At 73.5% G+C, this 13,654-nt stretch carries 13 protein-coding genes; 12 read left to right on the top strand and 1 reads right to left on the bottom strand.

Going from position 1 to position 13,654, the window contains the following annotated elements:
* Window positions 1–173: 173 nt before the first annotated feature.
* The 12 genes from ACIBH3_RS03305 (at window position 174) to ACIBH3_RS03250 (ending at window position 12,027) form a co-directional block, all read left to right on the top strand.
* Window positions 174–1,094 carry a carbon-nitrogen hydrolase family protein gene (locus tag ACIBH3_RS03305; protein WP_396310135.1) on the top strand — a complete coding sequence of 307 codons (921 nt, stop codon included), beginning with the start codon at window positions 174–176 and terminating at the stop codon, window positions 1,092–1,094.
* Window positions 1,091–2,005, top strand: a complete 915-nt coding sequence (locus ACIBH3_RS03300) for a carbon-nitrogen hydrolase family protein (RefSeq protein WP_396310134.1) — start codon at window positions 1,091–1,093, stop codon at window positions 2,003–2,005. The genes ACIBH3_RS03305 and ACIBH3_RS03300 overlap by 4 nt, the downstream gene beginning before the upstream one ends.
* Before the next feature lie 6 nt (window positions 2,006–2,011).
* Window positions 2,012–2,647 (top strand): hypothetical protein, encoded by a 636-nt coding sequence (locus ACIBH3_RS03295; protein ID WP_396310133.1) that lies wholly within the window; start codon window positions 2,012–2,014, stop codon window positions 2,645–2,647.
* The gene (locus ACIBH3_RS03290) at window positions 2,644–2,883 is read left to right on the top strand and encodes a ferredoxin (RefSeq protein ID WP_396310132.1); all 240 of its coding nucleotides are present in this window, start codon (window positions 2,644–2,646) and stop codon (window positions 2,881–2,883) included. Before ACIBH3_RS03295 ends, ACIBH3_RS03290 begins: the two co-directional genes overlap by 4 nt.
* Window positions 2,880–3,473 (top strand): NADPH-dependent FMN reductase, encoded by a 594-nt coding sequence (locus ACIBH3_RS03285; RefSeq protein WP_396310131.1) that lies wholly within the window; start codon window positions 2,880–2,882, stop codon window positions 3,471–3,473. Before ACIBH3_RS03290 ends, ACIBH3_RS03285 begins: the two co-directional genes overlap by 4 nt.
* 70 nt (window positions 3,474–3,543) lie before the next feature.
* A complete protein-coding gene (locus ACIBH3_RS03280) occupies window positions 3,544–4,149 on the top strand; it encodes a hypothetical protein (RefSeq protein ID WP_396310130.1) in 606 nt (201 codons plus the stop codon).
* A complete protein-coding gene (locus ACIBH3_RS03275) occupies window positions 4,146–4,748 on the top strand; it encodes a class I SAM-dependent methyltransferase (protein ID WP_396310129.1) in 603 nt (200 codons plus the stop codon). Before ACIBH3_RS03280 ends, ACIBH3_RS03275 begins: the two co-directional genes overlap by 4 nt.
* 91 nt (window positions 4,749–4,839) lie before the next feature.
* A complete protein-coding gene (locus tag ACIBH3_RS03270) occupies window positions 4,840–6,480 on the top strand; it encodes an MFS transporter (protein WP_396310128.1) in 1,641 nt (546 codons plus the stop codon).
* Between the two features lie 47 nt (window positions 6,481–6,527).
* Window positions 6,528–7,229: a hypothetical protein gene (locus ACIBH3_RS03265; RefSeq protein WP_396310127.1), complete on the top strand. Its 702-nt coding sequence runs from the start codon at window positions 6,528–6,530 to the stop codon at window positions 7,227–7,229.
* 276 nt (window positions 7,230–7,505) lie between these two features.
* Window positions 7,506–8,306, top strand: coding sequence for a DNA alkylation repair protein (locus tag ACIBH3_RS03260; RefSeq protein WP_396310126.1), 801 nt, complete (start codon window positions 7,506–7,508; stop codon window positions 8,304–8,306).
* A gap of 59 nt (window positions 8,307–8,365) precedes the next feature.
* Window positions 8,366–10,537, top strand: a complete 2,172-nt coding sequence (locus ACIBH3_RS03255) for a molybdopterin-dependent oxidoreductase (protein WP_396310125.1) — start codon at window positions 8,366–8,368, stop codon at window positions 10,535–10,537.
* Between the two features lie 230 nt (window positions 10,538–10,767).
* A complete protein-coding gene (locus ACIBH3_RS03250) occupies window positions 10,768–12,027 on the top strand; it encodes a hypothetical protein (RefSeq protein WP_396310124.1) in 1,260 nt (419 codons plus the stop codon).
* Window positions 12,028–12,106: 79 nt separating this feature from the next.
* On the opposite strand, the gene ACIBH3_RS03245 is transcribed toward ACIBH3_RS03250, so the two are convergent.
* Window positions 12,107–13,489 carry a glycine--tRNA ligase gene (locus ACIBH3_RS03245; protein WP_396310123.1) on the bottom strand — a complete coding sequence of 461 codons (1,383 nt, stop codon included), beginning with the start codon at window positions 13,487–13,489 and terminating at the stop codon, window positions 12,107–12,109.
* Window positions 13,490–13,654: the final 165 nt, after the last annotated feature.

Genomic DNA, 13,654 nt, shown 5'->3' with positions numbered 1-13,654 from the left:
CCCCCCCCCCCCCCCCCCCCCCCCCCCCCCGGGGGCGCCCGCGCCCCGGGGGGGGGGGGCCCCCCCCCCCCCCCCGCCCCCCCCGCCCCGCGGCCGCCCCCCCCCCCCGGCCGCGCGGGGGGGGGGGGGGGGGGGGCCCCCCCCCCCACGCCCCTCACCGGAAGGACCGCGCCATGCCCAACGCTGACCTCCGCAGGTACCGGGTCGGCCTCGTCCAGCTGTCGGTGGCGACCAACCGCCGGCCGGAGAACCTGGCCCGCGCCGAGAAGCTGGTCCGGGCCGCGGCCGACGAGGGGTGCCGGCTCGTCGTCCTGCCCGAGGTGTTCGCCACCGCGCTCAACCTGCCCAAGAGCCACGAGATCGCCGAACCCGTCCCCGGCCCGCTCACCGAGTGGCTCGCGGACCTGGCCCGCGAACTGGGCATCTGGATCGCCGCCGGGGTGCTGGAGCGCGCCGGGGACGAGGTGCACAGCGCCGCCGTGCTGCTGGACGACACCGGCCGGCTGACCGGCACCGCCCGGCGCACCATGGTCTACGACCTGGAGGCGCACTTCCTGACCGGCGTCACCGACGCCCGGGTCTTCCCCACCCCGCTCGGCCGGCTCGGCTTCGCGGTCGGCTACGACGTGCAGTTCCCCGAGGTGCTGCGCGGACTCTTCGCCGACGGGGTCGAAGTGATCATCGCGCCGTCGCTGCTGCTGCGCCCGTTCGCCGAGCCGGTGCGCCAGATGCTGCTCGCCCGGGCCGCCGAGAACTGCGCCTACGTGCTGTTCGCCAGCGCCACCGGCGAGAACACCCTCGCCGGACTCACCTACATGGGCCGTAGCGCCGTCCTGCGCAGCCCGCTCGCGATCGGCGCCTACTCCCGCGACTTCCGCAAGCAGCAACCGGTGCTGGCCGAGGCCGAGCGCGAGGAGTGCCTGATCACCGCCGACCTGGACCTGTACGAGCTGCGCCGGATGCGCGCCGCCGCGCCGTTCCCCGCCGACTTCCGCCGTTCCCCGCTGGGCCTGGCGCTGACCGCGGCCACCCGGCCCGGCCGTCCGCTGCCCGACTGGACGGACGCCCCGACCCCGGACGGAGCCCCCGCATGAAACCCACCAACACCCCCCGGGTAGCGCTGCTGCAGACCCTGTGGGACCTCGACCCCGCGGTGAACCTGGCCCGCACCCTGGCGCTGCTCGACACCGTCCAGGACGTGGAACTGATCATCCTGCCGGAGTTCTTCCTCGGCCCGCCGTTCTACTTCCCCGGCCGCGCCCATCTCAAGGGCGTCATCGACCAGCCGGTGCCGGGCCCGGTGATCGACCAGCTGGCCGAGGTGGCCCGCGCCAAGGGCTGCTACATCCTGTGCGGCACGGTGATCGAGCGCGAGGAGGACCGCTACTACAACACCTCGGTCCTGCTGGACGACCAGGGCCGGATCGCCGCCAAGGCCCGCAAGACCCACCGCTTCGCCGCCGAGATGGTCACCGTCTCGCCCAGCGACGAACTCGTCGTGCTGGACACGCCGTTCGGCCGGCTGGGGATCTGCGTCTGCTCCGACTTCTGGATCCCCGAGGTGCCGCGGACACTGGCCATGCGCGGCGCCGAGATCATCGCCGTCCCCGGTGCGGCGCTGCGCGGCAACATCCAGATCACCCGGCCCTGCCTGCAGGCCAACTCCTCCTTCAACGTCTGCTACACCCTGCTGGCCAGCGCGGTCGGCGAGGTCTCCGGCGAGCGGGCCGGCCGCCAGGTCTCCATCGCGGTCGCCGGGCACAGCACCGTCGCCGCGCCCGAGCAGCTGCTCGGCTCGCTGGACGAGGAGGAGGGCGTCCTGCTCGCCCAGCTCGACCTGGAGCGGATCCGCGAACTGCGGGAGGTCGACCTCTCCTTCCGCAACAGCCTCTACTTCTGCCTGCACGGCCGCCGCCCCGAGCTCTACCAGGAGCTGCTGAAGCCCTACACGGGCCACCAGGACCTGGAGAGCCTGATCACCGACTACCTCACCAGCAGGAGTTGAGCCGCCATGCCGTCCACGCTGCTGTTCCCCGCCGCCGAAGTGCTGCCCACCGGCGCCCAGCGGGCCCCCTACCTCAAGGAACTCGTCGACTGGGCCGATGAGTTGGCCGCCATCTCGGTCGAGCAGGCACTGACCGCCTTCTTCGGCCAGCCGCTGGACCCGCGCACCCTGCGGCTGACCGGCCTGCACCACGTCGCCGCCTACCTCGGCGACTACCGCGCCGAGGAGGAGTTCGAGGCCTGGCTGGAGGCGGTGCGCGAGAGCCCGGGCGTCAGCCGGGTCAGCACCGGCCCGTCGCACATCGCGCCCCGGGTGCACGGCACCCCCGGGCACTGGATCAACCTGCACACCGAGCGGGGCACCGAGGTCGAGTTCTTCACCTGCCGCAGCTACGGCCGGTGGGCGGAGCTGGAGCCGGAGCGCAAGTGCTCGCTGATGTCCCACCTCGGGCTCAGCGTCGACACCCCCGACCAGGTCGGCCGGCTGCTGGACTACCTGGCCGGCTTCGACGCGATCGAGCTGCTCGCGTACGCGCCCGAGGACGAACTCGGGCACACCTACGGCCATCTGCTGCGCACCGACACCGAGCGGGTGCTCGAACTCGTGCACGCCGGCCGGCCCGCTCCCGGGGAGACGCCGTGACCTCCGGCTTCCCCGTCCCGGCACGGCTGCCGGAGAACGCGCCCGGCCGCTTCTTCGTCAACGCCGAGTGCACCGACTGCGACACCTGCCGGTGCATCGCCCCCGAGTTCTTCACCCGCAACGACGAGGCGGGCTACACCTACGTCGCTCAGCAGCCCGAGAGCGACGCGGACGAGGACGCCGTGTACGAGGCCATGGACTGCTGCCCCGCCGACGCCATCTGCGAGGAGAGTTGAGCACCGCCCGGCCCCGGATCCTGGGCCTGGGCGGCAGCATGCGGCCCGGCTCCACCAGCCAGACACTGCTGCGCCGAGCCCTGGCGGTGCTCGACGAGGACGGCCACCGGACCTCCCTGCTGGACCTGCGCGAGCTCCAACTGCCCTTCTGCAACGGGGACAAGAGCGAGCCCTGGCCGCACTTCCCGGACGTCCGGATGCTGCGCGAGGAGTTCCGGGCCGCCGACGGCATCATCCTGGCCGGCCCGGAGTACCACGGCACCATCGGCGGCGCCCTGAAGAACGCCCTCGACCTGCTGGACTTCGAGCACACCGAGGGCCGGGTGTTCGGCGCGATCGTCGCGCTCGGCGGGCGCAGCAACAGCAACGCGCTCAACCACCTGCGGCTGGTGGCCCGCTGGTACCGGGCCTGGATGGTCCCGGAGCAGGTGGCCGTCCCCGGTGCCCGCACCGCCCTGCTGGACGGTGTCCCCAAGGACCCGGAGCTGGGCACCCGGGTGGACGAGCTCGCCCGCAGCGTCGCCCGGGCCGCCGGCCAACTCCGGCGCGAACATGTCCAGGACAGTCAAACGCGCCAGGTGGCCCGTTGATAACGTCACAGGCGTGAAGCAGCCGCACACTAAGTATGCGCCTTCCCAAGAATCATCCGAATGGGCCCTGGTGCTCACCGAACCGCTTCTGGTCATCAGCCTCCGGCACCCCTGCAACGGAACTCCGCGGGAGAGCACCTGGCTGCGACTCACCGCATTCCTGTTCAACCGTGGGATTTCCGACGAGCGGACCACCGGCGTGGAAATCCACTATGACGACCCGGAGTCGACCGCGCCCAACCGGCGCCGGTTCGACGCCTGCCTCTCCGTCCCCCCGGAGCGGCTCGCCGGGCTGTCCCTGCTCGACGCGCGCAGGGACAGCCTGGGGATCCGGGTCATCTCGCTGATGGGCGAGCGGCCGCTGCTCTGGCGCGACTGCCTGCCCAGGCCCGGCGCGGCGCAGCGCCCGGACGGCGCCTGCGCGCGCCCGTACGGCGTGCGCCACCGCCGGGTGCAGCCCGCCGCCGGGGCCTCGCCGCGCGCCAACTGGCCCAGGTACGAGCTGTACCGGGGCTCCCCCGTGCTGACCCCCGGACACCCGGAGGTACTCGGCTGGTACGCGACGGCCGACCAGCTGACGCCCGGCCGCCACCTGGCCCGGCGTACGCCCCCGGGCGGGCGGCACCACCCGCACGACGTCAACCGGCCAACCACCGGAAGGATCCAGCGGCCATGACCGCCATCACCACCACCTTCGACTGGGACCGCGCCTACCGGGTCGGCGACCACCACCAGTACTGGGAGCTCAGCGCCCCCTCCCCCGACCTCGTCGGCTTCCTCGCCTCCGCGCCGGTGGCCGAGGGCGCCGCCGCACTGGACCTCGGTTGCGGCAGCGGCTGGGACACCGTCGCGCTGGCCCGGGCCGGCTACCGCGCCACCGGCGTGGACATCAGCCCCGAGGCCATCCAGCTGGCCAAGGCCCGGGCCGAGGCCGAGGGCCTGGAGATCACGCTGCTGACCGGCGACGTCCGCCGGCTCGAACTGCCCGACGAGGAGTTCGACCTGCTGGTCGACCGGGGCTGCTTCCACCACCTGGGCCCCGAGGACCGCGACCGCTACGTGGCCGAGGCCACCCGGCTGCTGCGCCCCGGCGGCCTGCTCTACCTGCGCGGCAGCAGGCAGGAGAGCTTCCCCTTCAAGGCGGTCGACGAACCCGCGATCGCCCGGCACTTCCCGGCGGGCGAGTTCACCGCCGGGCCGCTGCTGCCGTTCCAGCTGCACACCGACGTGCTGAAACTCGACGCCAACGCCGTACTGCTTCGGCGCACCCCGTGAGCGCCCCCGCCGGCCGCGGAAGCCGCAAAAGAAGAAGACCGGCCCGAACCGCCGAAACACCCGCTTCCGGCCATTCAAGAAAAGAGCCTCCATGCCTGCCTCGAAGGGCCAGGACAAAAGTCCCTGGCTGATTCTGGGAGTCCTCAGTCTGGGCTTCTTCATGACGCTGCTCGACATGACGATCGTCAATATCGCGCTGCCTCATGTGATGTCCGGCGTGCACGCCTCGCTGGACGAGGGCCTGTGGGTCTTCAGCGCCTACATCCTCGGCTACGCCACCCTGCTGATCGTCGCCGGCCGCCTGGGAGACCTCTTCGGCCCCCGCCGCGTCTACCTCTTCGGCCTCGCGGGCTTCGTCCTCGCCTCCTGCGTCTGCGGCATCGCGCCGAACGCGGGCGTGCTGATCGCGGCCCGCGCCGTCCAGGGTGTCAGCGGCGCGATGCTGGCCCCCCAGCTGCTGCCGATCGTCACCATGGTCTTCCCGCCCTCCAAGTGGGGCGCGGCCTTCGGCTTCACCGGCGCGCTCTCGGGCCTGGCCGTGCTCACCGGCCCGACCCTGGGCGGCGTCCTGGTCAGCTACCTGGACTGGCGCTGGATCTTCTACCTCAACGTGCCGATCGGCATCGCCACCGCCTACCTGGTGATCCGTCACGTGCACGACTACCGGCCCGGCAAACGCCAGCCGCTCGCACTGGCCCCGACCGCCCTGCTGATCCTCGGCCTCACCGCGCTCGCCTTCGGGCTGATCGAGGGCGAGCGGCTGGACTGGAACGGCTGGGCCTGGGGCTCGGTGACCCTCGGGGTGGCGCTGCTCGCCTACTTCACCTTCGACCAGCGCAGGCACCAGCGTTCGGGCCCGCTGCTCCCCTTCGACCTGCTGCGGCTGCGCAACTTCGCCGCCGCCAACACCATCGCCGCGATCATGGGCTTCGCGATGCTCGGCGCCTTCCTGCCGATCTCGCTCTACCTGCAGACCGTGCTGGGGATGACCCCGCTGCGGGCAGGCTTCACCATCGCCGCGATGCCGCTGGTCTCCGCCCTGGTCGCCGGGGTCGGCGGCAAGCTCGCCGACGGCGGCTCCGGACGGGCCGTGATCCTGACCGGACTGGCCTGCTTCACCGCGGGCCTGGGCCTGTTCGTCCTGATCACCGGGACGGACACCGGCACCTGGCAGCTGATCGGGCCGTTCGCGCTGGCGGGCCTCGGCATGGGTCTGGTCTTCTCCCCGCTGTTCAGCATCGGGATGCGCCAGGTGCCGCCACCGCAGGCCGGGGTCGCCTCCGGGCTGGTGAACACCGCCCAGGAGGTCGGCGGGCTGCTGGCCAGCGCGGCGGTCGGCGCGGTGCTCTCGTTCCGGCTCTCCGCCGGGCTGCGGCACTGGGTGGACCAGCAGGCGCTGGCACTGCCCGAGCAGGCCAGGGCGGGCTTCCGGGAGGCCTTCGCGCCCTTCACCGAGGGCGCGCTGAAGATCGGCAGCGGTGGTCCGCCGGCCGGCGCCGGCGCCGACCCGGGCCAGGCCGCCCAGGTGCAGCAGGCCTTCGCGGACGCCTTCGTCAAGGCCATGCACACCGGCCTGCTGCTGCCGGTCGGGCTGCTGGCCCTCGGCTGGGTGGCGGCGTTCGTGCTGGTCCGCGAGAGCGCGCCGGCCGCGGCCGCCCCCGGGCCCCGCACACCCACCCGGCCCCCCGGCCGCAAGTCCTCCGTCACGGAGCCCTCCGTCGAGACCGCCTGACGGACCCGCTGAACACCCGTTGTCCACCGAGCACCAAGGAGCCACACATGTCCCCGTCCCCCCTCGTGCTGTCCACACACATGATGGCGACCTACATGGTCAAGCCCGGCTGCGCCGAGCAGGCCCGTGACGTCATCGCCCGGCACTGGCCCACCCTGCGGGCCCACGGCCTGGTCACCGAGGAGCCCGCGACGGTCTACCACAGCGAGAGCGAGCACGGCCCGGTCTTCTTCGAGATCGTCACCTGGGTCGACGAGAACGCCGTCAGCCGGGCGTTCAACACCCCCGAGGTGAACGCGATCTGGCAGGAGATGGCCGCGCTGACCGAGGCCCGGGAGGGCCGCCCGCCGGTCGACTACCCGATCGTCCACCGGATGGGCTACTTCAAGGACGAGCCCGACCTGCCGGAGGAGGACGCCTTCACCGGGATCGCCCACTACCTGGTCCGCCCGGACGCCGTGGAGCAGTTCCACGACCTGATGAGCCGGGACTGGCCGACCCTGCGGGACGAGAAGCTGACCACCGGCGACCGCGCCGTCGTCTACTTCGGCGAGGACTCCACCGGGCCGTTCTTCCTGGAGATCGTCCGCTGGTACGACCAGCTGGGCCCGAGCGTCGCCTACCGCAACGACAAGGTGAGCGCGATCTGGCAGGACGTGTTCCGCTACACCGAGGGCCGCAGCGGCCGCCCGGCCTCCGAGTACCTGTGGGCCGCGGAGCTGGAGTTCCCCTACCACCAGCAGAGCTGACGTACAGTCAGCCCATCCTGGCTCGTCCCACCGTCCCACCCGCTACACATTCCACCGTTCCACCGCACCAGATCCGCCCGGCCGGCCGGGGGCGCGCGCGCCCCCCCCCCCCGCCCGGCCCCGCCCCCCCCGCCCCCCCCCCCCGGCGCCCCCCCCCCCCCCCCCCCCCCCCCCCCCCCCCCCCCCCCCCCCCCCCCCCCCCGCCGCCCCGCCCGCGCCCGGCCGCCCGGCCCCCCCCCCCCCCCCCCGGGCCCGTACCGACCGGAGTTCCCCGACGTGACCCGCACCCCCCGCCGCCCGTCCGCCGAGGCGACCCCGCCCGCCCCCGTACTCGCCGACCAGCTCAGGTCGTCGCTGGAGGACAGCGCGGTACCCGGCCGGGCCGAGGGCGAGAAGGCGTACCTCAAGAGCCCGCTGGAGCACATCGGGGTCCCGCTGCCCGGGATGCGGGCGGTGGTGAAGACCTTCGTCCGCCGCTACCCCGGGCTGGACCGCGACACCCTGCTCGAACTCGCCGAGGAGCTGTGGGACCCGCCCGTGCACGAGTCCCGCTCCTGCGCTGCCCTGGTCCTGGAGGGCTACGTCGACCAGCTGCTGCCCGAGGACACCGCCCTGCTGGAACAGCTGCTGCGGGAGTGCGCCACCTGGGCCCACGTCGACCTGATCGCCCCCAAGGTGGCCGGCGGCATGCTGCTGCGCCACCCGCAGACCGCCGAGGACTTCCTGCGCTGGAGCCGGCAGGAGGACCAGTGGGTACGCCGCGGCGGCATCCTCTCCTACCTGCTGGCGCTGCGCCAGGTCGAGGAGTTCCCCTACTACTTCAAGGACTTCTGCGACCTGGCGGACCCGCTGCTGACCGACTCCCGGTTCTTCGTCCGCAAGGCCATCGGCTGGGCCCTGCGCGAGGGCACCAAGCACCACCCCGAGGAGATCTGCGACTGGCTGCGGCCCCGGCTGCCCAGGGTCTCCGGGCTGACCCTGCGGGAGGCGATCCGCAACGTCCCCGAGGAGACCCACCGCGAGCTCGTCCAGGCACACGCCGAGCTGAACGGCCGCCGCCCGCGCAGCCGTACCTGACCCGCCCGACCGCCCGCACGGCCCGCCGCCTTGACCGCGCAGCCCCGGAGGCTTCCCAGATGAGCACCCCCAGTCCGCACCGCAGCCGGCTCCCGCTCGTCCGGGTCCTCGCCGAGGACGGCCGCCACCGGACCGTCTGCCGGATGTGCCACGGCGGCTGCGGCGCCATCGTCACCGTCGACCAGGGCCGGATCACCTCCGTCGAGGGCGACCCGGACAACCCCAACAACTACGGCTTCCTCTGCGCCAAGGGCCGGGCCTCCACCGAGCAGCTCAACCACCCCGACCGGCTGACCACGCCGTTGCTGCGCACCGGCCCGCGCGGCAGCGGCGAGTTCACCCCGATCGGCTGGGAGGAGGCCCTCGACCGGATCGCCGCCGCGCTGGACCGGGCCCGGATCGAGTACGGCCCCGAGGCGCTGGTGGTCGCCCAGGGCACCGACCACAACTACCAGGAGTGGCTGTTCCGCTTCGCCAACAGCTTCGGCACCCCGAACGTCCTGGGGCCGGCGCACGTCTGCTTCTACCCGCGGGTGATGGCGGGCATCCTGACCCAGGGCGGCTTCACCTTCTGCGACTACGAGGGCCGCCCCGACGTGGTGCTGCTCTGGGGCTCCAACAAGTCGATGACGCACGGGGACGGGGTGATCGGCACCCGGCTGCTCTCCGCCGTCCGCGGCGGCACCCGGATGATCGTGGTCGACCCCCGGCGCACCCAACTGGCGGGCCGCGCCGAGCACTTCCTCCAGGTCAGGCCAGGCGGGGACGCGGCCCTGGCGCTCGCGATGATCCAGGTGGTGATCGAGGCCGGCGCCTGGGACAAGGAGTTCGTCGAGCAGTACACCGTCGGCTTCGAGGATCTGGCCGCCCATGTCTCCGAGTACACCCCGGAGGCCGTCGAGCACCTCACCGGCGTGCCCGCCGCGCAGGTCAGGGCCGCCGCGCTGGCGTACGCCGCCGCGCCGAGCGCCGCGATCGAGCTGGGCACCGGGCCGCAGCAGCACCGGGACTCCTTCCACACCTGCCGGGCGGTGATCCTGCTCTCCGCGATCTGCGGCAACATCGACCGCCCCGGCGGCGACGTGCTCTGGGACCCGCCCGGCATCGAGGGCCGGCGTGCCTTCCCCCGGGCCGAGCTGCTGGCACCCGAGCAGGCCGCCAAGCGCCTGGGCGGCGATCGGCACCGGATCCTGTCGATGTCCGGCTGGGCCCACCCGGGCTCGGTCTGGGACGCCGTGCTCGACCCCGCCGCCCCGCACCCCGTCACCACGATGCTGGTGCACGGCAGCAACCTGCTGCTCAACTACGCCGACTCGGACCGCATCCACCGCGCCCTCCAGCGCCTGGACTTCCTCGCCGTGGTCGACCTCAAGCTCACCCCGACGGCCGCCATGGCCGACGTGGTGCTACCGGTGGGCGGCTGGCTGGAACGCGACCAGATCGTCGAGCACGCCCACTACATCGCCGCCCGCCGGGCCTTCGCCCAGGTCGGCGACAGCCGCTCGGACGAGTGGATCCTCACCGAACTCGCCCGCCGGCTGGGCCTGGCCGCCGACTTCTCGGCGAGCCCCGAGGACTCGCTGGACGAACGGCTCTCCCCCATCGGCATGAGCTGGAAGCAGCTCGCCGAGGTGCACTACCGGGCCACCGAGCTGCGCTACCACAAGTACCGCGAGCGGGGCTTCGGCACCCGCAGCGGCAAGCTGGGCCTGCGCTGCGACGCGCTGCGGGCCTTCGGCTACCCGCCGCTGCCCGTGCCCGGCCCGCCGGTGGGCAGCCCGGCGGACGGCCCGTACCTGCTGACCTCCGCGCACTCGCCGTTCTTCTTCAACTCCGAGTTCCGCGACCTGCCCTCGCTGCGCGCCAAGGAGCCCGAACCCCGGCTGGAGATGCACCCGCAGGCCGCCGCCCGGGAGGGGCTGGCCGATGGGGACTGGGCCGCCGTCTCGACCTCGGTGGGGCGGATCCGGCTGCGGGTGCGCATCACCGACAAGGTCGCGCCGGACGTGGTGGTCGCGCCGGCCGCCTGGTGGTATCCCGAGCGCGGGCCCGACGGCGGGTGGCGGGAGAGCAACGTGAACGTGCTGACCAGCAACGAGGACGAGAACGCCGAGATGGGCTCGTCCACCTTCCGCGGCCTGCGCTGCTCGATCGCCCCGGTGGCCGAACCGGCGGCCGAGCCCGCTCCCGAGCTCGATACGGTACGCCGGCCGACGCCCGAACCGGCGTGAGCAGCGCGCTCCGTGCGCCCGGCGTACGCCGCGCACCCGTGCGCTCCCGACGCGCCCCGGGCGGCAGAGCCGGAAAACCGCCGGACGCACGTCCGTAACACCACTGCCGTACGGCCCCGGCAGGATGGCCGGTGGCCAGGGATCGGCGGCCGGGATCGGGGGGCAGGGACCAGGGGCACGGCGGAGGGGTCGGGCGACGGATGTCGGTGCACGAGGAATCCGGTCGGACGATGGCGGAGCAGGATGCCCGGGCCCTGCGGACGGAACTCGACGAGCTGCTGCGCGCCCGCCAGTACGCGACGGCGCGCGAGCGGCGGCTGACCGGGGCCGTCCAGGCCACCGACCCACCCGACCGGGAGCTGCTGCGGCAGCTGGAGCAGGCCAGGATGCTGCGCGCCCGGCTGGGCGCCCGCTGCCTGGAGCTGAGCGAGCACCTGCTCACCGTGGAGGACCGGCTGCGCGAGAGCGCACCCGCGCCGCCGCCGGCCGCCACCCCCGCACGGCCGACCGGAGCCCGGTTCGGCGGCGCGTACCAGCAGGCCCCGGCGGCCCCCGCCCCGCCCGCTCCCCCGCCGGCCGCGGCGCCCGTGCCACCCGCCCGGGGTGCCCGCTTCGGCGGCGTCCGGCCCGCCTCCGCACCGGCCCAGCACGCCGCACCCGCGGCGGCCCCACCCACCCCGGCGCCGGCACCCGCCCCGCCACCGCAGGCGGAACGCCCGGTCGCCCCGCCCCCACCGCCGCCCCGCGCCCAGGCCGAACTCGTCGGCCTGGCCGAGCGGATCACCCTCCTGCACGCGCGCGGCTCCACCCAGGAGTCCGCCGCCGTCACCGCCCAGGCCGCCGTCACCCTCGCCCCGCCCGATGTGGCCCGCCTCGCCGCCCTGCTGCGCACCGTCGGCCCGGCCGGCGCCGGCGGCTACCTGGCCCGCGCCACCGCGCACGGCGCCCCCGCCCAGGCCGCGGCGACCCTCGCGGAGCTGCGCCGGAGCGGCCTGGCCGAGGAGGCCGCGGGCCTCTTCCACGCGCTCTGGGGCTACCCCGCCGCCGGCCTGCCCGCCCTGCTGGCCGCCCTGGACGCCTCCGGCCAGAGCGCCGACGGCGTCACCCTGCTCTGGGAGTGGGGCTCCGCCCCGCCCGCCGACCTGGCCGCCCTCGCCGCGCTGCTGGTCACCGCCGGCCGCGCGGCGGACGCCCGCACCCTGCTGCGCCAGGCCGCGGCCCGGGCCGTGCCGGACCTGGCGGCGCTCGCGCTCGCGCTGGAGGAGCAGCTCGCGCCGGTGTTCCTGCGGGAGCTGGTGGGCATGCGGGCGCCCGCCGACCTGGCCGCCCTCGCGGGCGCGCTCACCACCCGTCCGGACCGGTACGCGGCCCTGCTGGCCGCCCTGGCCGCGGGCGACCCGGGCCGCTGCCGCAGCGCCACCGCCGCGCTGCGCTCGGCCGGCCTGCCCACCGCCGTCGACGCGCCGCGCGCCCGCCGCGCCCGGCGCTGAGCCGCCCGCCCCGCACGCACGCGAAGGCCCCCGGACTCCGCCGCTGCGGTGTCCGGGGGCCTTCGGGGTGTCTGCCGGGTCAGCAGCCGATCAGGCGGGCGGCCAGGTAGGACTTCACCTGGTCGAGCGAGACCCGCTCCTGCGCCATGGTGTCGCGGTCGCGGATCGTGACGGCGTTGTCCTCAAGGGTGTCGAAGTCGACGGTGACGCAGAACGGCGTACCGATCTCGTCCTGGCGGCGGTAGCGCTTGCCGATCGCGCCGGCGTCGTCGAACTCGACGTTCCACGCGGTGCGCAGGTCGGCGGCGAGGCCGCGGGCCTTGGGCGAGAGGTCGGCGTTGCGCGACAGCGGCAGCACCGCGACCTTGACCGGCGCCAGGCGCGGGTCGAGGCGCATGCCGACGCGCTTCTCCATGACGCCCTTGGCGTTGGGCGCCTCGTCCTCGAAGTACGCGTCGAGCAGGAAGGCCAGCATGGCGCGGTTGAGGCCCGCTGCCGGCTCGATGACGTACGGGAAGTACCGCTCGCCGGACTCCTGGTCGAAGTACTTCAGGTCCTGGCCGGAGTGCTCGCTGTGCACCTTGAGGTCGTAGTCGGTGCGGTTGGCGATGCCCTCCAGCTCCGAGAACTCGGTGCCGCCGAAGTTGAAGCGGTACTCGATGTCCACCGTGCGCTTGGCGTAGTGGGAGAGCTTCTCCTTCGGGTGCTCGAAGAAGCGCATGTTCTCGGTGCGCAGGCCGAGGTCCACGTACCAGTTCCAGCGCTGCTCGAGCCAGTACTCGTGCCACTTCTCGTCCTCGTCCGGCTTGACGAAGAACTCCATCTCCATCTGCTCGAACTCGCGGGTGCGGAAGATGAAGTTGCCGGGCGTGATCTCGTTGCGGAAGCTCTTGCCGGTCTGGGCGATGCCGAACGGCGGCTTCTTGCGCGAGGTCTGCTGGACGGCCTTGAAGTTGGTGAAGATGCCCTGGGCGGTCTCGGGGCGCAGGTACGCCAGGCCGCCGGCCTCCTCGGTGACACCGAGGTGGGTCTTCAGCATGCCCGAGAACTCCTTGGGCTCGGTGAAGGAGCCCTTGGTGCCGCAGTCGGGGCAGTTGATGTCGGCCAGGCCGTTGGGGGGAAGGTGGCCGTGCTTGGCCTCGTACTTCTCCTCCAGGTGGTCGGCCCGGTGCCGCTTGTGGCAGTGGGTGCACTCGGTCAGCGGGTCGTTGAAGGTGGCGACGTGGCCGGAGGCCTCCCAGACCTCGCGGGCCAGGATGACCGACGAGTCGAGACCGACAACGTCCTCCCGCGCTGTGACCATCGCACGCCACCACTGGCGCTTGATGTTCTCCTTGAGCTCGACACCCAGCGGCCCGTAGTCCCAGGCGGCACGCGTGCCACCGTAGATCTCGCTGCAGGGGTAGACGAAGCCACGGCGCTTGCTCAGGCTGACGATCGTGTCGATCTTGTCGGCGGCCACAGTGCTCTCTTCAGTACGACGGCACGGTCAGGGCACGGCTGGTTGCGCGTACCCGAATACCTCAGGTTACCGGCCAAACGGGTACCCGGTTCAAATCGGTATCCGTCCCGGGTTGCTCGGGCGTCGTTGATCCAATCGGGTGAGTTGACAATCATTTCCACTTAA

The organism is Kitasatospora sp. NPDC050543, assembly GCF_044457565.1.
Taxonomy (GTDB): domain Bacteria; phylum Actinomycetota; class Actinomycetes; order Streptomycetales; family Streptomycetaceae; genus Kitasatospora.
This window is presented reverse-complemented; position numbering and strand designations above follow the sequence as displayed.

Bases quoted from the DNA above. Each gene is read 5' to 3' on its own strand.
- ACIBH3_RS03305 (WP_396310135.1), top strand. From the start codon at position 174: ATGCCCAACGCTGACCTCCGCAGGTACCGGGTCGGCCTCGTCCAGCTG.
- ACIBH3_RS03300 (WP_396310134.1), top strand. From the start codon at position 1,091: ATGAAACCCACCAACACCCCCCGGGTAGCGCTGCTGCAGACCCTGTGG.
- ACIBH3_RS03295 (WP_396310133.1), top strand. From the start codon at position 2,012: ATGCCGTCCACGCTGCTGTTCCCCGCCGCCGAAGTGCTGCCCACCGGC.
- ACIBH3_RS03275 (WP_396310129.1), top strand. From the start codon at position 4,146: ATGACCGCCATCACCACCACCTTCGACTGGGACCGCGCCTACCGGGTC.
- ACIBH3_RS03270 (WP_396310128.1), top strand. From the start codon at position 4,840: ATGCCTGCCTCGAAGGGCCAGGACAAAAGTCCCTGGCTGATTCTGGGA.
- ACIBH3_RS03265 (WP_396310127.1), top strand. From the start codon at position 6,528: ATGTCCCCGTCCCCCCTCGTGCTGTCCACACACATGATGGCGACCTAC.
- ACIBH3_RS03255 (WP_396310125.1), top strand. From the start codon at position 8,366: ATGAGCACCCCCAGTCCGCACCGCAGCCGGCTCCCGCTCGTCCGGGTC.
- ACIBH3_RS03250 (WP_396310124.1), top strand. From the start codon at position 10,768: ATGGCGGAGCAGGATGCCCGGGCCCTGCGGACGGAACTCGACGAGCTG.